Here is an 18648-nt window from a genome sequence, read left to right on the forward strand (position 1 = left end):
CCCGTCAGTCCCGCGTCGCCTGCCCTTCCTCGGCGATCTTAGCCGCATTCCAGCCGCCACCCAGCGCGGCGATCAGTTGCACACTCGCAGTCAGACGGCTGCCCGTCAGGGTCAGCAGCGTGCGCTCGTTGGACAGCGCGCTGGTCTGCGTGGTGACCACGTTGCTGTAGTCGATGGTGCCGGCCTTGTACTGGTTGGTAGTCAGGCGCAGCGCTTCGCGGGCGGCGTCCAGCGCCTCCTGCTGAACGCCACTCTCCTCTTCCAGCACCTTGAGCTGGACCATGTAGTCCTCGACCTCGCGGAAGCTGTCGAGCACGGTCTGCCGGTAGCTGGCCACGGTCTGGTCGTAACTCGCCTCGGCCTGCTCGACCTGGGAGGCGATCAGCCCACCGTCGAACAGGGTCATGGCGAATTGCGGGCCAATCGACCAGTAGCGGTTCGGCGTCTCGATCCAGTTCTGGAAGCTGCCGCTGCGGTAGCCACCGGCAGCGGTGAGGGTCAGGTCGGGGAACCAGGCGGCCTTGGCCACGCCGATCTTGGCGTTGGCGGAGATCACCTGACGCTCGGCCGAGGCGACGTCCGGGCGCCGCTGCAACAGTTCCGAAGGCAGCAGCGCGGGCACCGACGGCAGGCTCGGCACGCCTTCCACGGCAGCCAGGGAGAACTGCGCCGGCGGCAAGCCGACCAGCACGGCGATGGCGTGTTCCAGTTGCGCACGCTGGTACTTCAGGTCGATGGCCTGGGCCTCGGTGCTCTTCAGCTGGGTGCGCGCCTGAGCCACATCGGCCTTGGTGACGATGCCGGCGTTGTACTGGTTCTCGGTGAGCTTGAGCGAGCGCTGGTAGGCGCTCACCGTGTCGTTGAGCAGCTTGATCTGCTGATCCATCACGCGCAGTTGCAGGTAGTTCTGCGTCAGCTGGGATTGCAGCGAAAGACGCGAGTTGGCCAGGTCCGCCGCGCTGGCATCCATGCTCGCGTTGTCGGCTTCCAGCTGACGGCGCAGCTTGCCCCACAGGTCCAGCTCCCAGCTCACGCCGAGGCTCGCCGAATAGCTGTTGCTGATCGAACTGCTGCCGCCACCGCTGGCGACCGTGGAGCCGTCAGGCAGGCGCACACTGCCGCCACTGCCGGTACCTTGTCCGGAGCGGGTCTTGCCGACGTCGGCGCTGATGGTGGGGAAGAATGAGGAGCGCGCACCCTTGGCCAGTGCCTGGGCCTGGCGGTAGGACGCGAGCGACTGCGCCAGGGTCTGGTTGGCAGCGACCAGGCGGGTCTGCAGGTCATTCAGCGTGGCGTCACCGTACAGCTCCCACCAGGCGCCATGGTTGAAGCCGTCCTGCGGCTTGGCCAGTTGCCAGCCCTCGCCCTCCTTGAAGCTGGCGGGCACCGTCAGCTCGGGGCGCTGGTAGTCCGGGCCGATGGCGCAACCGGCCAGGGCCACGGCCAGCGCCAAGGCCGCCATTGGAGAAAGCAGTGAACGGGAGCGGATCATACGGGTGTCTCCAGGGCGCCATCGGTGCGCACGCCGCGCTTCTTGTTGACCCAATGGCGCAGGCGGTCGAGGTAGAGGTAGACGACGGGGGTGGTATACAGGGTCAGCAACTGGCTGCCGATCAGCCCGCCGACGATGGTCATGCCCAGCGGGCGGCGCAGCGCCGCATCGCCGCCGATGCCGAAGATCAGCGGCAGCGCGCCGAGGATGGCCGCCAGGGTGGTCATCATGATCGGCCGGAAGCGCTTCATTGCCGCTTCCAGGATGGCATCGTGCGGCGACAGGCCGAGGGTGCGTTCGGCGTCCAGGGCGAAGTCGATCATCATGATCGCGTTCTTCTTCACGATGCCGATCAGCAGGATCACCCCGATCAGGGCGATCAGCGACAGCTCGGTGCGGAACAGCATCAGCGTGAGCAACGCACCGACGCCCGCCGACGGCAGCGTCGAGAGGATCGTCAGCGGATGCACGTAGCTCTCGTAGAGGATGCCCAGCACGATGTACACCGATACCAGCGCCAGCAGGATCAGCCAGGGCATGTCGTTCTGCGTGTCCTGCACGGCGCCGGCGTTGCCCTCGAAAGTCGCCTGGATTTCCATCGGCAGGTGGATCGGTTCCACCGCCGCCAGGATCGCGTCACGGGCCGGGCCGATCTGCGCACCCTGGGCCAGGTTGAAGGAGAAGGTGGTCGCGGCGAACTGCCCCTGGTGGTTGACCTCCAGCGGCGCGCGGCTCGGCTCGATGTGGGTGAAGGCCGAAAGCGGGATACGGTTGCCTTCGCTGTTGATCACGTAGACCTGGCGCAGCTCCTCGGGGGTTTCCTGGTACGGCTGGGCGACTTCCATCACCACGTGGTACTGGTTCAGCGGGTTGAAAATGGTCGAGACCTGGCGCTGGCCGTAGGAGTTGTTCAGTACCGCATCCACTTCGGCGACGTTCACCCCCAGGCTGGAGGCGCGGTCACGGTCGATCACCAGGCGGCTCTGCACGCCCTTGTCCTGGGCATCGCTGCTCACGTCGACGATCTGCGGCACCTTGTTCATCGCCGCTTCGACCTTCGGCGCCCATTCACGCAGCAGGTTGAGGTCATCGCTGCGCAGGGTGAAGTCGTACTGCGCGTTGCCCTGGCGGCCGCCGATGCGCACGTCCTGGCCGGCGACCAGGAACAGGTTGGCGCCGGGCACTTCCGCCAGCTTCTTGCGCAGGCGGTTGACGATGGTCTCGGCGGAGTCGCGCTCGGTGATGTCCTTGAGGGTGACGAAGAACGAGCCGGTGTTGCTCGACTGCCACTTGCCGCCACCGACGAAGCCCACCACGTTCTCCACGCCCGGGTCCTCGGAGAGAATCTTGCGGAACTGCGCCATCTTCTTGTCCAGCGCCTGGAACGAGATGCTCTGGTCGGCCACCGCGAAGCCGCGCAAGCGCCCGGAATCCTGCTGCGGCAGGAAGCCCTTGGGCACCACCACGAAAAGATAGAGGTTCAGCGCGATGCAGCCGAGCATGATCATCACCATCAGCCGCGAATGTTCCAGCGCCCAGCTCAGGCTGGCACGGTAGCGCTGCATGAAGGCAACGAAGTAGCGATTGCTCTGGCGCTCCACCGAAGCCTTCTTCGGCCCTCGCTCGACCGGCTTGAGCAGGCGCGCGCAGAGCATCGGCGTGAGCGTCAGGGACACCACCAGCGACACCAGGATGGCCGCCGCCAGGGTCACCGAGAATTCGCGGAACAGCCGCCCGGTGATACCGCCCATCAGCAGCAGCGGGATGAATACCGCCACCAGCGACAGGGTCATCGACAGCACGGTGAAGCTCACTTCCCGCGCGCCACGAATGGCCGCCTGGATCGGTGGATCACCTTCCTCGATGCGCCGCGCGATGTTCTCCACCACGACGATGGCGTCGTCCACCACGAAACCGGTAGCGATGATCAGCGCCATCAGCGACAGGTTGTTCAGCGAGAAGCCGCACAGGTACATGACCGCGAAAGTGCCGACCAGCGACACCGGCACCGCCAGGCTTGGGATCAGCGTGGCGCGGCCGTTGCGCAGGAACAGGTAGACCACCAGGATCACCAGCACCACGGAGATGATCAGGGTCAGCTCGGCCTCTTCCAGCGAGGAACGGATCGACGGGCTGCGGTCGTCCATCACCGACAGCTTCACCTGCGGGCCGAGCACATCCTGGATGATCGGCAACTGCTCGTGAATGGCGTCGGTGGCCTCGATGATGTTGGCGCCGGGCTGGCGGGTGATGATCAGCAGCACCGCCGGCAGGTCGTCGGAGAAGCCGGCGTTGCGCACGTCCTCCACCGAATCGGTGACCATGGCGACGTCTTTCAGGCGCACCGCCGCGCCCGTCTCGGCGTTGTAATGGACGATCAGCGGTGCGTACTCGCTGGCCCTGCGCAACTGGTCGTTGGAGTCCACCTGCCAGTGGCGCTCGCCGAACTCCAGCGAGCCCTTGGGCCCGTCGGCGTTGGTGTTGTTGATCGCGGTGCGCACCGTGTCCAGGGAAATGCCGTACTGGCTGAGCTGGTCCGGGTTGACGTCGACGCGTACCGCCGGCAGCGAGGAACCGCCGATGCTCACCTGCCCCACGCCTTTCACCTGCGCGAGCTTGGGCGAGACGATGGTCGAGGCCAGGTCGTACATCTCCCCGCGGGTGTAGGTGTCCGAGGTCAGCGTGAGGATCATGATCGGCATGTCCGACGGATTCGCCTTGCGGTACGTCGGGTTGTTCGGCATGCCCGAGGGCAGCAGGCTCATCGCCGCGTTGATCGCCGACTGCACTTCGCGCGCCGCGCCGTCGATGTCCTTGGACAGGTCGAACTGCACGATGATGGTGGTGTTGCCCAGGGAGCTGCTGGAGGTCATGTCGGTGACCCCGGCGATGCGCCCCAGTGAACGCTCCAGCGGCGTGGCCACGGTGGAGGCCATGGTTTCCGGGCTGGCGCCGGGCAGCGCGGCCTGCACCAGGATGGTCGGGAAGTCGACGTTCGGCAGCGGCGCCACCGGCAGCAGGCTGAACGACAGCGCGCCGGCCAGCATCAGCGCCAGGGTCAGCAGGCAGGTGGCGACCGGGCGCAGGATGAACAGGCGCGAGAGGCCGCCCATCAGCCGCGCTCCGCCGGGTCGATGCTGTTCACGTCGAGGCCGTGGCGGCCGCGCCAGGCTGCCCAGCGGGCGGCGAGGCGGTCGAAGTACAGGTAGATCACCGGCGTGGTGAACAGCGTCAGCAACTGGCTGACCAGCAGGCCGCCGACCATGGTGATGCCCAGCGGCTGGCGCAGCTCGGCGCCGGCGCCGCCGGCGAGCATCAGCGGCAGTGCACCGAGCAGTGCGGCCATGGTGGTCATCAGGATCGGCCGGAAGCGCAGCAGGCACGCCTGGTAGATCGCATCATGGGGCGGCTTGCCCTCGTTGCGTTCGGCGTCCAGGGCGAAGTCGATCATCATGATCGCGTTCTTCTTGACGATGCCGATCAGCAGGATGATGCCGATGATCGCCACGATGCCGATGTCCTGCCCCGAGAGCATCAGTGCCAGTAGCGCGCCCACGCCCGCCGAAGGCAGCGTGGAGAGGATGGTCACCGGGTGGATGAAGCTCTCGTAGAGGATGCCCAGCACGATGTACATGGTGACGATGGATGCCAGCACCAGCAGCAGGGTGTTGGACAGCGACGCTTCGAAAGCCTGCGCCGCGCCACGGAAGCTGCCTTGCAGGCTGACGGGCATTTCCATCTGCGCCTCGACGTCGCGGATCGCCTGCACTGCCTCGCCGAGGGCGACGCCCTTGGCCAGGTTGAAGGAGATGGTCGCCGCCGGGAACTGGGCGATGTGGTTGACCGCCAGCAGGGTGTGGCGCTCCTCCACCTTGGCCAGGCTCGACAGGCGCACCTGGGTACCATCGCTGGCCGGCACGTAGAGGTTCTCCAGCGACTGCGGGCCGATCTGGAATTCCGGCGCCACCTCCAGCACCACGCGGTACTGCGTGGCCTGGGTGAAGATGGTGGAGATCAGCCGCTGGCCGAAGGCGTTGTACAGCACGCTGTCGATGTTCGACAGGCTCACGCCCAGGCGCGAGGCGGTGTCACGGTCGATGTTGATGTAGGCCTGCAGGCCCTTGTCCTGCCAGTCGGTGGCCACGTCGGCCAGCTCCGGCAATTGCTGCAGGCGGTCCACCAGGCGCGGCACCCAGTCGGCGAGGACTTCCGGGTCGGCATCCTGCAGGGTGAACTGGTACTGCGTCCGGGCGATGCGGTCCTCGATGGTCAGGTCCTGCACCGGCTGCATGTACAGCTTGATGCCGGCGATCTGGTCCACTTCCGGCTGCAGGCGCTGGATCACCTCGCTGGCGGTCACGTCACGCTCGGCGTGGGGCTTGAGGTTGATCAGCAGGCGCCCGGTGTTGAGGGTGGCGTTGGTGCCATCGACGCCGATGAACGAGGACAGGCTTTCCACCGCCGGGTCCTGCAGCACGATCTTCGCCAGGTCCTGCTGGCGGCCAGCCATGGCCTGGAAGGAAATCGACTGCGGCGCCTCGGCGATGCCCTGGATCACCCCGGTGTCCTGCACCGGGAAGAAGCCCTTGGGCATGAAGATGTACAGCAGCACGGTGAGTACCACGGTACCGATGGCCACCAGCAGGGTCAGCGGCTGATGCCGCAGCACCACGCGCAGGGCCGCGGCGTAGCGCTCGATCAGATTGTCGATGAAACGCCCGGCGGCGCGGGCGAAGCGCCCTTCCTTTTCCGGCTCGACGTGGCGCAGCAGCTTGGCGCTGAGCATCGGTGTCAGGGTCAGCGAGACGAAGCCGGAGATCAGGATCGCCACCGCCAGGGTGATGGCGAATTCGCGGAACAGCCGCCCGGCGACGTCGCCCATGAACAGCAGCGGGATCAGCACGGCGATCAGCGAAAAGGTCAGCGAGATGATGGTGAAGCCGATCTGCCTGGAGCCCTTGAGCGCGGCTTCCAACGGCGGGTCGCCCTTCTCCAGGTAACGGGCGATGTTCTCCACCATGACGATGGCGTCGTCCACCACGAAACCGGTGGCGATGGTCAGCGCCATCAGCGTCAGGTTGTTGATCGAGAAGCCGGCGAGGTACATCACACCGAAGGTGCCGATCAGCGACAGCGGCACGGCGAAGCTGGGGATCAGCGTCGCAGAGATATTGCGCAGGAACAGGAAGGTGACCATCACCACCAGGCAGACGGCGAGGAACAGCTCGAACTGCACGTCCGCCACCGAGGCGCGGATGGTCGTGGTGCGGTCGGTGAGCACGGTTACTTCGAGGCTGCCCGGCAGGGTCGCCTGCAGTTGCGGGAGCATCTTCTTGATGCTGTCCACCACCTCGATGACGTTGGCCCCCGGCTGGCGCTGGATGTTCAGCACCACCGCCGGCGAGGTATTGGCCCAGGCGGCCAGGCGCACGTTCTCGGCGTCGTCCTCCACGCTCGCCACGTCGCGCACGCGCAGGGGCGAGCCGTTCTTGTAGGCGATGATCAGGTCACGGTAGGCATCGGCGGACTTGAGCTGGTCGTTGGCATCCAGGGTCGAGGAACGGGTCGGCCCGTCGAAGCTGCCCTTGGGGCCGTTGAGGTTGTTGTTGGTGACGGTGGTCTGCAGGTCCTGCAGGCTCAGCCCGGCAGCCGCCAGTGCGCCGGGGTTGGCGCGGATGCGTACCGCGGGGCGCTGGCCGCCGCTGATGCTGACCAGGCCGACGCCGGAAATCTGCGAGATTTTTTGCGCGAGGCGCGTGTCCACCAGGTCCTGGATCTGCGGCAACGGCATGTCCGGGGACATCACCGCCAACGTCAGGATCGGCGCGTCCGCCGGGTTCACCTTGCTGTACACCGGCTGGTTCGGCAGATCCTTGGGCAGCAGGCTCTGCGCGGTGTTGATCGCCGCCTGGACTTCCTGCTCGGCCACATCCAGGTTGATCTGCAGACTGAACTGCAGGGTGATCACCGAAGCGCCGCCGGAGCTGGTGGAGGACATCTCGTTGAGGCCGGGAATCTGCCCCAGCTGGTTCTCCAGCGGCGCGGTCACCGAGGAGGTCATGATGTCCGGGCTGGCGCCGGGGTACAGGGTCACCACCTGGATGGTCGGATAATCCACTTCCGGCAGCGCCGAGATCGGCAGGAAGCGGTAGGCAATGATCCCCGACAGCAGGATCGCCACCATCAGAAGCGTGGTGGCGACCGGCCGTAGGATGAACAGGCGGGACGGGTTCATTCGCTCTTACCGCTGTCCTGGACCGGCGCATCCGAGCCGAAGGGCTTGGCGGTGGACTTGTCGGCTTCCTCTCCCGCAGCGGCGCGGGCCTTCTCGGCAGAGGCGGCAATGTTCATGCGGGTTCCTTCGCGCAGGCGGTCGGTACCTTCGACGACGACGCGGTCGCCCTCCTTCAGGCCTTCGGTGACCACCACGCGCTCGCTCTCGCTGGTGCCCAGGGTGACCAGTTGGCGCTTGGCCTTGTTCTCCTCGCCAACCAGGTACACATAGGTGCCGTCGTTGCCGCGCTGCACGGCGTTGGCCGGGATGGTCAGCACGTTCGGCAGGGTTTCGGCGAGCAGGCGCACATTGACGAACTGGTTGGGGAACAGCTTGTGGTCGTTGTTCTCGAAGCCGGCCTTGAGCTTGACGGTGCCGGTGGTGGTGTCGATCTGGTTGTCCAGGGTCTTCAGCACGCCGGTGGCCAGGGTCTGGTTCTGGTTGCGGTCCAGCGCCTCGACCGGCACCGGCTTGTTGCTGTACAGCTCGCGGGCGATGGTACCGAGTTGCTGCTGCGGCAGACTGAACACCACGGAGATCGGCTTGACCTGGGTGATGACCACCAGCGGCGTGGTGTCGCCGGAAGTGACCAGGTTGCCCACGTCCACCTGGCGCAGGCCGACGCGGCCGGCGATAGGCGCGCGCACCTGAGTGAATTCGAGGTTGAGCTTGGCGTCGGCGACCTGGCCCTGGTTGGTCTTCAGGGTGCCTTCGTACTGGCGCACCTGGGCTTCCTGGGTATCCAGGGTCTGCTTGGCGATGGAGTCCTCGGCGTACAGGCCCTTGTAGCGGGCCAGGTCGATCTGTGCGTTCTTCAGTTGTGCCTGGTTCTGCAGCAGGGTGCCCTGGGCCTGGTCCAGCGCCGCCTGGAACGGACGCGGGTCGATCACCGCGAGCACGTCGCCGGCCTTCACTTCCTGGCCTTCCTGGAACGGCACCTTGACCAGTTGGCCGCTGACCCGCGCGCGCACATTGACAGTGTTGTAGGCGGTCACCGTGCCCAGCGCGTGGTAATGCACCGGCAGATCGCCCTTGACTACCGGGGCGACGCTGACGGTCACCGCGGTACCGCCCTGCCCCGCGGCCATCTGCCCCGGCCCCGGTCGTCCGCCACGGCCACCCTGGGCCGCCGGCGCCCCGGAAGACGTCGAGTGCAGCCACATGATCAACCCCACCACGGCGGCGAACAGCAGTGCCGTGATAAGCCAGGGGCGCAGTTTGCGGAGTTTGGAAGGCGATCCGTTGCTTGCAGTCATGGGGCTCTGTCTTGTTGAAAAGAGGGGCTTGGTGCAAAGAAGTGAGAATAGCGAGGCTGAACGATAAGCACAGCCGCGCCGCAGGCAAAGTCTCTTTACCCGCTATTTACCTTTGATTTACCGGGAGTTACGAAAGTCCGGGGCATTGCGACCCGGATTGGCCGGAAGGGTTCCCGACCTGACGGACCGACCCTGACGGGTCGGCCCGGCTTTCTTACGAAAGCAGCAGCGTCATCAGGCCAGGGCGGCGATGGCGGCGGCGTAGTTCGGCTCGTCGGCGATCTCGCCCACCAGCTCGCTGTGCAGCACCTTGTTCTGCTCGTCCAGTACCACCACGGCACGGGCGGCCAGGCCGGCCAGCGGGCCGTCAGCGATGGCTACGCCGTAGTTGGCGAGGAACTCGCGGCCACGCAGGGTGGACAGGTTCACCACGTTCTCCAGACCTTCGGCACCACAGAAGCGCGCTTGGGCGAACGGCAGGTCGGCGGAGATGCACAGCACCACGGTGTTGGCCAGCTTGCTCGCCTCGGCGTTGAACTTGCGCACGGAGGTGGCGCAGGTCGGGGTGTCGACGCTGGGGAAGATGTTCAGCACCTTGCGCTTGCCAGCGTAGGTTTCCAGGGTGGCGTCGGACAGGTTGCCAGCGACCAGCGACAGGGCCGGAGCCTGCTCGCCTTTCTGCGGCAGCTTGCCGTCGACGGAAACCGGGTTGCCCTTGAGGGTGACTTGAGCCATTGCTTGGGTCCTTCTGTGAGGGATGGCGGCGCTGGCGGGTTGCCAGCGCCGCTGGAGGATTCGGGGCCGGAGCAGATGCTAGCACGACTTTCCCGAGCGGATTGCTCGGACATGCATCCGCGCCACCTCCCCCCTCAGGCCCGGCTCAAGCGGCAGCCGCTGCAGGAGCGCCGGCTGCAGCACCGACGAATGCCTGATCCTGGAACCCGCGCGGCAGGCGCTGGGTACCGGGCATGGCGGCCAGGCGTTTCTCCCAGAAGCTGCGCCAGTCGTTGTGCACGGCCTCGGCGCGGGCCTTGCGCTGGGCCCGGCGCGCCGCATTGCGGGCCAGACGCCGAGCCTCCTTGTAGACCTCGGTGTTGCGGCAGCTGCGGCATTTCACCCGGTTCAGCTCGCTGGTGGATTCCAGGTGCTTGCCCGCGTGCCCGCAGGCCAGGTGGCCTTTGACCTTGTAGTGAGTGACCATCGCAGATTCTCCCTGTCCGGCGAGCGCACCCTCGCCGCTTGGCGGTGCCGCAGTCGGGCAATGGGTGCGTACCGGCTGACTGCGACGCTCAGGGTATTGGACGGAGCGCGTCGCTGCAGGGTTCGAATTTTCTGTTCGGGGGCGCGCTCAGTGGCTCGCCACCATCCGCGCGCCGAACAGCAGGTAGCAGCAGCCGGCGAAGCGATCCAGTGCCCGGCGGAAGCGCCGGTAGACCCCTGCCATGCGTTCGCTGGCGAACACCAGCACCACGCAGCAATACCAACTGAACGAGAGCGTCACCATCAGCGCGATAGCCATTGCCAGCAGTGGCAGAGATGGCGAGGCCGGCATGGCGGTGGCGAACAGGGTGGCGACGAACAGCGCGGTCTTGGGATTGGTCAGGTTGCCCAACAGGCCGAGGCGGAACGCCGAGAAGGCGCTGCGCTCACGGCTGATTTCGGCGAGGCTTTCTCCACCATCGGCCGGCGTCCTGCGCTTGAGCAGCTTGATGCCGAGGTAGATCAGGTAGGCGCCGCCGGCCAGCTTGAAGCCCAGGTACAGCGTCGGCGCGGCACTGAACAGCGACTTGATCCCCAGCCCGCCGGCCAATCCCCAGACTACCGTGCCGCTGGCCACGCCCAGCGCGGCGATGAATCCGTGGCGGCGCGAATGCACGGCGGCGATACGCGCGGTGGTGAAGAAGTTCGGCCCGGGTGTGACCACTGCCACGGCCCACAGCAGGGCCACGGAGAGCAGCGGTGCAAAAGTGCTGGCGGTCATCGGGCGTACTCGTCGGAGGAAAGGCGAAGGCACATTCTAGCGCCCCCGTGCCGGCCTCACTCGTCCAGATGACAGACGCAGCACAGCTTGTTGCCATCCAGGTCGCGCACATAGGCGCCGTAATAGGTCGGCGAGTAGTTCAGGCGCAGGCCCGGCGGCCCTTCGTCGACGCCGCCCAGTTGCACCGCGCGGGCGTGGAAGCTGTCGACCTGGTGCCGCGTGCGCGCCTCGAAAGCCACCAGGCTGCCGTTGCCGACGCAGGCTGGCTGGCCGTCGATGGGCTGGTAGACACAGAACGCCACGTCGCTGTCCGGATGAGCGAAGATCGCCCGCTCCGGCGCATGGCGATGCGCCTCGAGGACAATCCCCAGCGCGCCGAGCACCTTGCCGTAGAACTCGATGGCACGCGGCAGATCATTGGTGCCAACGGTGATATGGCTGAACATGCCGCGCTCCCCCGATCTCAGTTGCCGGCGTGGGCGCGCTCGATGGCGGCCATGTCCAGTTTCTTCATGCCCATCACCGCCTGCAGGGTGCGGCTGGCCTTGGCCTTGTCCGGGTCGGCGACCATGTCGCCGACGTGCCTTGGGCAGATCTGCCAGGACACCCCATAGCGATCCTTCAGCCAGCCGCAGATCTGCGCCTCCACCGGGCCACCGGCGCCGAGCCTGTCCCAGAAGTGGTCGATCTCCTTCTGGCTGTCGCACATCACCTGCAGCGACAGCGCTTCGGTGAAGTTGAACGCCGGCCCGCCGTTCAGGGCGATGAAGGTCTGGCCATCGAGCACGAACTCCACCGTCAGCACCGAGCCGGGTACGCCGCCGTGGCGGTCTTTCTCGGCTTCGGGGTAATAGGCGGTCTGGACGATCCGCGAATTGGGGAAGATGGCGACATAGAACTCGGCCGCTTCCTGAGCCTTGCCGTCGAACCACAGACAGGGGGTCACGCGTTGCAGGCTGGACATGTTGAATCTCCGATTTATCGCACGGTCGGCATGACCGGCATACAGCTTGGTCGCCTGGGCGACGACGGAATCGACAAGTCTAGGCGGACTTTCGCGCTTCACCGGACGACCGGTCGAGCGGCATGCCGTTCTGGCGGATCAGGAGTTCTGGAAATGGAAAAGGCACCCGAAGGTGCCTCTTGCGTACGGTCGGTAGGATGGCGTGGAGCGCAGCGATACCCATGCTGTCCGTGCATCGGAATCGATGGGTATCGCTACGCTCCACGCCATCCTACGAACACCGCTCGACCATCCCCCGGCAGCGGAAGCCGGAACAAGCGGCATCCACGGCAGGTTCTGCCGGATCAGGAGCTCCGGAAATGGAAAAGGCACCCGAAGGTGCCTCTGCGTACGGTCGGTAGGATGGGTGGAGCGCAGCGATACCCATGCTGTCCGTGCATCGGAATCGATGGGTATCGCTACGCTCCACGCCATCCTGCAAACACCGCTCGACCATACCTCCGGCAGCGGGCGCCGGAACAAGCAGCATCCACGGCAGATTCTGCCGGATCAGGAGCTCCGGAAATGGAAAAGGCACCCGAAGGTGCCTCTTGCGTACGATCGGTAGGATGGCGTGGAGCGCAGCGATACCCATGCTGTCCGTGCATCGGTATCGATGGGTATCGCTACGCTCCACGCCATCCTGCGAACACCGCTCGACCATGCCTCCGGCAGCGGCGGCATCCACGGCAGGTTCTGCCGGATCAGCGCGCCACTGCCCTGGCCCGAGCCTGGTGCAGTTTCTTGTAGCTCTCGATCAGGCGCAGGTGCTTGTCCAGGCCTTCGAGCTTCATGCTGGTCGGCGTCAGGCCATGGAAGCGCACGCTGCCGTCCAGCGAACCGAGCACCGCGTCCATGCGCTCGTTGCCGAACATGCGGCGGAAGTTGGCCTCGAAGTCGGCCATCTCCAGTTCCTCGTCCAGCTGCACTTCCAGCGCCGCGTTGAGCGCCTGGTAGAACAGCCCGCGCTCGACGGTGTTGTCGTTGTACTGGAGGAACATTTCCACCAGTTCCTTGGCAACTTCGAAGCGCTTCACCGCGAGGTTGATCAGCAGCTTGAGTTCGAGAATGGTCAGTTGCCCCCAGACCGTGTTGTCGTCGAACTCGATGCCGATCAGCGTGGTGATGTCGGTGTACTCGTCCACCTCGCAGCTTTCCAGGCGCTTGAGCAGCGACTTGAGGCGCACGATGTTGAGGCTGTGCAGGTTGAGGATGTCGGCGCGGAACGCCAGCGCCTTGTTGGTGTTGTCCCAGATCAGGTCTTCCACCGGGTAGATTTCCGAGTAGCCCGGCACCAGGATGCGGCACGCGGTGGCGCCCAGGTGTCCGTACACGGCCATGTAGACCTCCTTGCCCTGCTCTTCGAGGATGCCGAAGAGGGTCTGTGCTTCCTGCACATTGGAGTCGTCGCCGTGGCCGGAGAAGTCCCACTCGACGAACTCGAAATCGGCCTTGGCGCTGAAGAAGCGCCACGACACCACGCCGCTGGAGTCGATGAAGTGCTCGACGAAGTTGTTCGGCTCGGTCACTGCCTGGCTTTCGAAAGTCGGCCGCGGCAGGTCGTTCAGGCCCTCGAAGCTGCGGCCCTGGAGCAGCTCGGTGAGGCTGCGCTCCAGCGCCACTTCCAGGCTGGGGTGGGCACCGAAGGAGGCGAACACGCCACCGGTACGCGGGTTCATCAGGGTCACGCACATCACCGGGAACGCACCGCCCAGCGACGCATCCTTGACCAGCACCGGGAAGCCCTGCTCCTCCAGGCCCTTGATGCCGGCGACGATGCCCGGGTACTTGGCCAGCACCTCCTGCGGCACGTCCGGCAGCGCCAGTTCGCCTTCGAGGATTTCGCGCTTTACCGCGCGCTCGAAGATTTCCGACAGGCACTGCACCTGCGCCTCGGCCAGGGTGTTACCGGCACTCATGCCATTGGAAAGGTAGAGGTTCTCGATCAGGTTGGACGGGAAGTACACCGTCTCGCCGTCCGACTGGCGCACGAACGGCAGCGAGCAGATGCCGCGCTCGGTGTTGCCCGAGTTGGTGTCGTAGAGGTGCGAGCCGCGCAGCTCGCCGTCCGGGTTGTAGACCTCCAGGCAATACGCGTCGAGGATTTCCTCCGGCAGCGCGTCCTTGGGCCCGGGCTTGAACCAGCGCTCGTCGGGGTAATGCACGAACGGCGCGTTGGCGATTTCCTCGCCCCAGAACTGGTCGTTGTAGAAGAAGTTACAGTTCAGCCGCTCGATGAACTCGCCCAGCGCGGAAGCCAGCGCGCTTTCCTTGGTGGCGCCCTTGCCGTTGGTGAAGCACATCGGCGACTGCGCGTCGCGGATGTGCAGCGACCAGACGTTGGGCACGATGTTGCGCCAAGAGGCGATCTCGATCTTCATCCCCAGGCCGGCGAGGATTTCCGACATGTTGGCGATGGTCTGCTCCAGCGGCAGATCCTTGCCCTGGATATAGGTGCTGGCGCCGGCGTCGGTGCTCGGCATCAGCAGCGCCTGGGCGTCGGCGTCGAGGTTTTCCACTTCCTCGATGACGAAGTCCGGGCCGGTCTGCACCACCTTCTTCACCGTGCAGCGGTCGATGGAGCGCAGGATGCCCTGGCGGTCCTTCTCGGAAATATCCGCCGGCAGCTCCACCTGGATCTTGAAGATCTGCTTGTAGCGGTTTTCCGGGTCGACGATGTTGTTCTGCGACAGGCGGATATTGTCCGTGGGGATGTCGCGGGTCTGGCAGTAGAGCTTGACGAAGTAAGCCGCGCACAGCGCCGAGGAAGCCAGGAAGTAGTCGAACGGACCGGGCGCCGAACCATCGCCCTTGTAGCGGATGGGCTGGTCGGCAATCACCGTGAAGTCGTCGAACTTGGCTTCGAGTCGGAGGTTGTCGAGAAAATTGACCTTGATTTCCATGCGGGCATTACCACGAAAAAGTAGAAAGCGAACTGGCCGGCATTATCCGGACAAAAGCGCCGCGGGGATATCCCGACATGGTCGGCGCCGGTCGGGAAACCCGCCGCTGCAGGTGATGCGCAGTCGACGCCCGGTCGGCTGCGGGCACCCGGCGCGCCCGTGCTTCGGGTAAGATGCGCCGCCTCAAGCGCCCGCTACCCCGTACAGAAGGAAACCACCGTGCTCACCTCCCAGGTCATCATCATCGGCGCCGGCGCCGCGGGACTGATGTGCGCCATGAGCGCCGCTGCGCGCGGTCGCCAGGTCCTCCTGATCGACCACGCCAACAAGGCCGGCAAGAAGATCCTCATGTCCGGTGGCGGGCGCTGCAACTTCACCAACATGTACTGCGAGCCGGCCAACTTCCTCTCGCACAATCCGCACTTCTGCAAGTCCGCACTGGCACGTTTCACCCAGTGGGACTTCATCGCCCTGGTGGCCAAGCACGGCGTGCCCTACCACGAGAAGAAGCTCGGCCAGCTGTTCTGCGATAACAAGTCCAGCGACATCCTCGGCCTGCTGCTCGACGAGTGCGAGCAGGCCGGCGTCGACCTGCGCCTGGACACCTCGGTCACCGAGATCGCCCGCCTCGACGAAGGCGGCTACCAGTTGCAGACCAGCCTCGGCCCCGCTCGCTGCGAATCCCTGGTGATCGCCACCGGCGGCCTGTCCATCCCGACCCTCGGCGCCACCGGCTTCGGCTACCAGATCGCCCGCCAGTTCGGCCACAGCGTGCTGCCGACCCGCGCCGGCCTGGTGCCCTTCACCATTACCGATCCGCAGCTCAAGGCGCTGTGCACCGAGCTGTCCGGCACCTCGGTGGAGGACTGCCGCGTCAGCTGCAACGGCCAGAGCTTCGTCGAGAACATCCTGTTCACCCACCGCGGCCTCAGCGGCCCGGCGATCCTGCAGATTTCCTCCTACTGGCAGCCGGGCGACAGCATCAGCATCGACCTGCTGCCGCGCGTCGACCTGCCCGTCTGGCTCGTCGAGCAGCAGCGCGAGCGCCCCAACAGCGAGCTGAAGACGCTGCTGGGCGAGCTGTTCACCAAGAAGATGGCCGGCCTGCTGGCCGAGCAGTGGTTCGTCTCCAAGCCGATGAAGCAGTACACGCCCGGCGAGCTCAAGGCGATTGCCGAGCGCCTGGGCGACTGGCAGCTGGTGCCCGCCGGCACCGAGGGCTACCGCACGGCGGAAGTCACCCTGGGCGGCGTGGACACCCGCGAGGTGTCGTCCAAGACCCTGGAATCGTTGAAGTCCCCCGGCCTGTACTTCGTCGGCGAAGTGCTGGACGTCACCGGCCACCTGGGCGGCTTCAACTTCCAGTGGGCCTGGGCCTCGGGCTACGCGGCGGCGCAGTTCGTCTAGGACGGCGGTGCAATCGACGATCCGGCGAGCGGCACGCCGGGTCGTTCCGCATCAAGTCCGGCAGCGCCACGCCCCTAGACTCGGAAGCCAGGCCCGGCCAGCCCGGCACGGGCATCGCTCCCGGAGCCGCCATGCCAACGCTTGCCAGCCGCACCCTCGACACCGGCCTGGAACGCCAGGGCCGCATCGACCTCGCCTGCGCCTTCCGCTGGACCGCGCGCCTGAACCTGCACGAGGCCATCGCCAATCACTTCAGCCTGGCCTTGTCCGCCGATGGCCGCGACTTTCTGATCAACCCCTACGGCCGACACTTCTCGCGGATGCGCGCCAGCGACCTGTTGCGCCTGCACGCGGACGACCCCGAGGCGCTGAACCGCCCGGACGCGCCGGACATCACCGCTTGGGCGCTGCATGGCGCACTGCACCGCAACAACCCGCAGGCACGCTGCATCCTGCATGTGCATTCGAAATACGCCACCGCCCTCGCCTGCCTGGCCGACTCACGGCTGCCGCCCATCGAGCAGAACAGCATGCGCTTCTTCGAGCGCGTGGCCATCGACGAGGGCTTCGACGGCATGGGCCTGGGCGACGAGGCCGAGCGCGTCAGCCGCCTGCTGGGCGACAAGCCGATCCTGCTGATGGGCAACCACGGCGTGCTGGTCGCGGCGCCCAGCGTGGCCCAGGCCTTCGATGACCTGTACTACTTCGAGCGCGCCTGCGAGGTCTACCTCACCGCCCTGGCCAGCGGCCGGCCGCTGCGCATCGCCAGTGACGAAGTAGCGCGCAAGACCATGCGCCAGTGGCTGGAGTATCCGGGCTTCGCCGAGCGGCATTTCGCGGCGCTGCGGGAGATATTGCTGGAGAGCGAACCGGCCTTCGCCGATTGAAGCCCGTAGTTGCAGACCAGCGTAGGGCGCATAACGCCACGGGCGTTATGCGCCGTGAGTGGCGGATAACCCGTTCCGGGTTATTCGCCCTACGAGGTGCTGGCGCCCCAAGTTGCAAACCTGCGTAGGAGCGGACTCCGTCCGCGATTGGCTCCGCTTCGCGCCGGATAGCATCGCGGACGAAGTCCTCTCCTACAAAAGCCTTTACGCCGTCAGCTATCGCACCCCTGCGGCTGACGCATCACCGGCGCCACATAGAACGCAGGGCGGATAACCCGTTCCGGGTTATTCGCCCTACGAGGTGCTGGCGCCCCAAGTTGCAAACCTGCGTAGGAGCGGACTCCGTCCGCGATTGGCTCCGCTTCGCGCCGGATAGCATCGTGGACGAAGTCCTCTCCTACGAAAGCCTTTACGCCGTCAGTTATCGCGCCCCAGCGGCTGGCGCATCACCGGCGCGGTATAGGTCTGGGTGCGGTCCGCACTCGGCGGGCAACCGAAATGCGCACGGTAGGCGCGGGAGAAGTGCTCCAGCGAACCGAAACCGGAGCTGGCCGCGACCTGCGCCACGCTCAGCCGCGTCTGCTGAAGCAGGCTATGGGCACGCCCCAGGCGCAGGACGATGTAGTACTTGAGCGGCGACAACCCGGTGTGCTGCTTGAACTGCCGCTCCAGCTGGCGGCGCGACAGGCCGACGCGCTCGGCGATGGCGTCGCATTCCAGCGGCTCTTCCAGCGCCTGCTCCATCAGCGCGATGGCGCGGCGCACCTTGCCGCCGTGGGCGTGGGCGTCGCTTTGCCGGCCCTGCAACTGGTGCGCGCCGGGCTCGCGGGTTTCGCCCAGCAACAGGTGCATGGCAATCTCCCGCGACAGGTCGGCGTCCACCCGCTGGGCGATCCAGCCCAGCATCAGGTCGAGGATGGCGCTGGCACCCGCGCAGGTCAGGCGCTGGCGGTCAAGGGTGTAGAGCTGCGCGCGGGCCTGGACCTTGGGGTAACTCTCCTGGAAGCCCTGCAGGTTGTCCCAGTGTACTGCTGCGGGAAAGCCATCCAGCACCCCCGCCGCGGCCAGCAGCTCGGTGCCGGTCTCGATGCCCGCCAGCGTCGCGCCGAATGCCGCCTGGCGGCGCAGCCAGCTTTTCAGCAGGCGATTGCGCACGTGCTTGTGCACGTCGAAGCTGGCGACGACGAAACAGGCATCCCAGCCCCGCTCCGGGTCGATGGCCTCATGCACTGTGCTGGTCAGGCCGTTGCTGGCGGTGACCGGCTCGCCATCCAGCGATAGCAGTTGCCATTCGAACAACGCCTCGCCGCCCAGCCAGTTGGCAATCGCCAGCGGCTCGACCACCGCCGCCAGCCCCAGGCCGGGGAACGACGGCAGCAACAGCAGGCCCACGCGCAAAGGCTCGCGGCGAAACCGGGAAGGCGGTGCAACACTGGCCATCGACT

General features: G+C 66.1%; 13 protein-coding genes. 2 read left to right on the plus strand and 11 right to left on the minus strand.

All coding sequences use genetic code 11. From position 1 onward, the window contains the following. Window positions 1–4 precede the first annotated feature (4 nt). The 10 genes from N5C91_RS27345 to N5C91_RS27390 form a co-directional block, all read right to left on the minus strand. Window positions 5–1492 (minus strand): efflux transporter outer membrane subunit, encoded by a 1488-nt coding sequence (locus N5C91_RS27345; protein WP_279833361.1) that lies wholly within the window; start codon window positions 1490–1492, stop codon window positions 5–7. Continuing rightward, window positions 1489–4605 (minus strand): multidrug efflux RND transporter permease subunit, encoded by a 3117-nt coding sequence (locus N5C91_RS27350; protein WP_279833363.1) that lies wholly within the window; start codon window positions 4603–4605, stop codon window positions 1489–1491. Before N5C91_RS27350 ends, N5C91_RS27345 begins: the two co-directional genes overlap by 4 nt. After that, complete coding sequence (locus N5C91_RS27355; protein ID WP_279833365.1) at window positions 4605–7727, minus strand: MdtB/MuxB family multidrug efflux RND transporter permease subunit; 3123 nt, start codon at window positions 7725–7727, stop codon at window positions 4605–4607. Before N5C91_RS27355 ends, N5C91_RS27350 begins: the two co-directional genes overlap by 1 nt. Further along, complete coding sequence (locus N5C91_RS27360) at window positions 7724–9022, minus strand: MdtA/MuxA family multidrug efflux RND transporter periplasmic adaptor subunit (RefSeq protein ID WP_236175325.1); 1299 nt, start codon at window positions 9020–9022, stop codon at window positions 7724–7726. The genes N5C91_RS27355 and N5C91_RS27360 overlap by 4 nt, the downstream gene beginning before the upstream one ends. 234 nt (window positions 9023–9256) lie before the next feature. Then, window positions 9257–9757, minus strand: a complete 501-nt coding sequence (gene tpx, locus N5C91_RS27365) for a thiol peroxidase (RefSeq protein WP_279833368.1) — start codon at window positions 9755–9757, stop codon at window positions 9257–9259. 145 nt (window positions 9758–9902) lie between these two features. After that, window positions 9903–10223 (minus strand): hypothetical protein, encoded by a 321-nt coding sequence (locus tag N5C91_RS27370; RefSeq protein ID WP_138522916.1) that lies wholly within the window; start codon window positions 10221–10223, stop codon window positions 9903–9905. A 147-nt stretch (window positions 10224–10370) separates the two neighbouring features. Then, on the minus strand, window positions 10371–11003 hold the full coding sequence (locus N5C91_RS27375) for a LysE family transporter (protein WP_236199986.1): 633 nt from the start codon (window positions 11001–11003) through the stop codon (window positions 10371–10373). Between the two features lie 56 nt (window positions 11004–11059). Continuing rightward, window positions 11060–11449 carry a VOC family protein gene (locus tag N5C91_RS27380; RefSeq protein ID WP_279833371.1) on the minus strand — a complete coding sequence of 130 codons (390 nt, stop codon included), beginning with the start codon at window positions 11447–11449 and terminating at the stop codon, window positions 11060–11062. Window positions 11450–11466: 17 nt separating this feature from the next. Continuing rightward, window positions 11467–11967 (minus strand): VOC family protein, encoded by a 501-nt coding sequence (locus N5C91_RS27385; RefSeq protein WP_279833373.1) that lies wholly within the window; start codon window positions 11965–11967, stop codon window positions 11467–11469. Between the two features lie 743 nt (window positions 11968–12710). Then, window positions 12711–14909 (minus strand): OsmC domain/YcaO domain-containing protein, encoded by a 2199-nt coding sequence (locus N5C91_RS27390; protein WP_279833374.1) that lies wholly within the window; start codon window positions 14907–14909, stop codon window positions 12711–12713. A 219-nt stretch (window positions 14910–15128) separates the two neighbouring features. Between N5C91_RS27390 and N5C91_RS27395 the strand changes: the two genes are divergently transcribed. Together N5C91_RS27395 and N5C91_RS27400 are read left to right on the plus strand one after the other, a co-directional pair. Continuing rightward, window positions 15129–16316 (plus strand): NAD(P)/FAD-dependent oxidoreductase, encoded by a 1188-nt coding sequence (locus tag N5C91_RS27395; RefSeq protein ID WP_279833376.1) that lies wholly within the window; start codon window positions 15129–15131, stop codon window positions 16314–16316. A 131-nt stretch (window positions 16317–16447) separates the two neighbouring features. Further along, window positions 16448–17203: a class II aldolase and adducin N-terminal domain-containing protein gene (locus N5C91_RS27400; protein ID WP_279833377.1), complete on the plus strand. Its 756-nt coding sequence runs from the start codon at window positions 16448–16450 to the stop codon at window positions 17201–17203. Between the two features lie 417 nt (window positions 17204–17620). Here the strand turns inward: N5C91_RS27400 and N5C91_RS27405 are convergent, their stop codons facing one another. After that, on the minus strand, window positions 17621–18643 hold the full coding sequence (locus N5C91_RS27405; protein ID WP_279833378.1) for a GlxA family transcriptional regulator: 1023 nt from the start codon (window positions 18641–18643) through the stop codon (window positions 17621–17623). Between the last annotated feature and the right edge of the window lie 5 nt (window positions 18644–18648).

It is taken from the genome of Pseudomonas sp. GD03903, assembly GCF_029840045.1.
In the GTDB taxonomy this organism is placed as follows: domain Bacteria; phylum Pseudomonadota; class Gammaproteobacteria; order Pseudomonadales; family Pseudomonadaceae; genus Pseudomonas; species Pseudomonas pseudonitroreducens.

Excerpts from the sequence above, each read along its gene's own strand:
- tpx (WP_279833368.1), bottom strand. The coding sequence starts at position 9,757 with ATGGCTCAAGTCACCCTCAAGGGCAACCCGGTTTCCGTCGACGGCAAG.
- N5C91_RS27370 (WP_138522916.1), bottom strand. The coding sequence starts at position 10,223 with ATGGTCACTCACTACAAGGTCAAAGGCCACCTGGCCTGCGGGCACGCG.
- N5C91_RS27355 (WP_279833365.1), bottom strand. The coding sequence starts at position 7,727 with ATGAACCCGTCCCGCCTGTTCATCCTACGGCCGGTCGCCACCACGCTT.
- N5C91_RS27405 (WP_279833378.1), bottom strand. The coding sequence starts at position 18,643 with ATGGCCAGTGTTGCACCGCCTTCCCGGTTTCGCCGCGAGCCTTTGCGC.
- N5C91_RS27345 (WP_279833361.1), bottom strand. The coding sequence starts at position 1,492 with ATGATCCGCTCCCGTTCACTGCTTTCTCCAATGGCGGCCTTGGCGCTG.
- N5C91_RS27350 (WP_279833363.1), bottom strand. The coding sequence starts at position 4,605 with ATGGGCGGCCTCTCGCGCCTGTTCATCCTGCGCCCGGTCGCCACCTGC.
- N5C91_RS27360 (WP_236175325.1), bottom strand. The coding sequence starts at position 9,022 with ATGACTGCAAGCAACGGATCGCCTTCCAAACTCCGCAAACTGCGCCCC.
- N5C91_RS27380 (WP_279833371.1), bottom strand. The coding sequence starts at position 11,449 with ATGTTCAGCCATATCACCGTTGGCACCAATGATCTGCCGCGTGCCATC.
- N5C91_RS27385 (WP_279833373.1), bottom strand. The coding sequence starts at position 11,967 with ATGTCCAGCCTGCAACGCGTGACCCCCTGTCTGTGGTTCGACGGCAAG.
- N5C91_RS27375 (WP_236199986.1), bottom strand. The coding sequence starts at position 11,003 with ATGACCGCCAGCACTTTTGCACCGCTGCTCTCCGTGGCCCTGCTGTGG.
- N5C91_RS27390 (WP_279833374.1), bottom strand. The coding sequence starts at position 14,909 with ATGGAAATCAAGGTCAATTTTCTCGACAACCTCCGACTCGAAGCCAAG.
- N5C91_RS27400 (WP_279833377.1), top strand. The coding sequence starts at position 16,448 with ATGCCAACGCTTGCCAGCCGCACCCTCGACACCGGCCTGGAACGCCAG.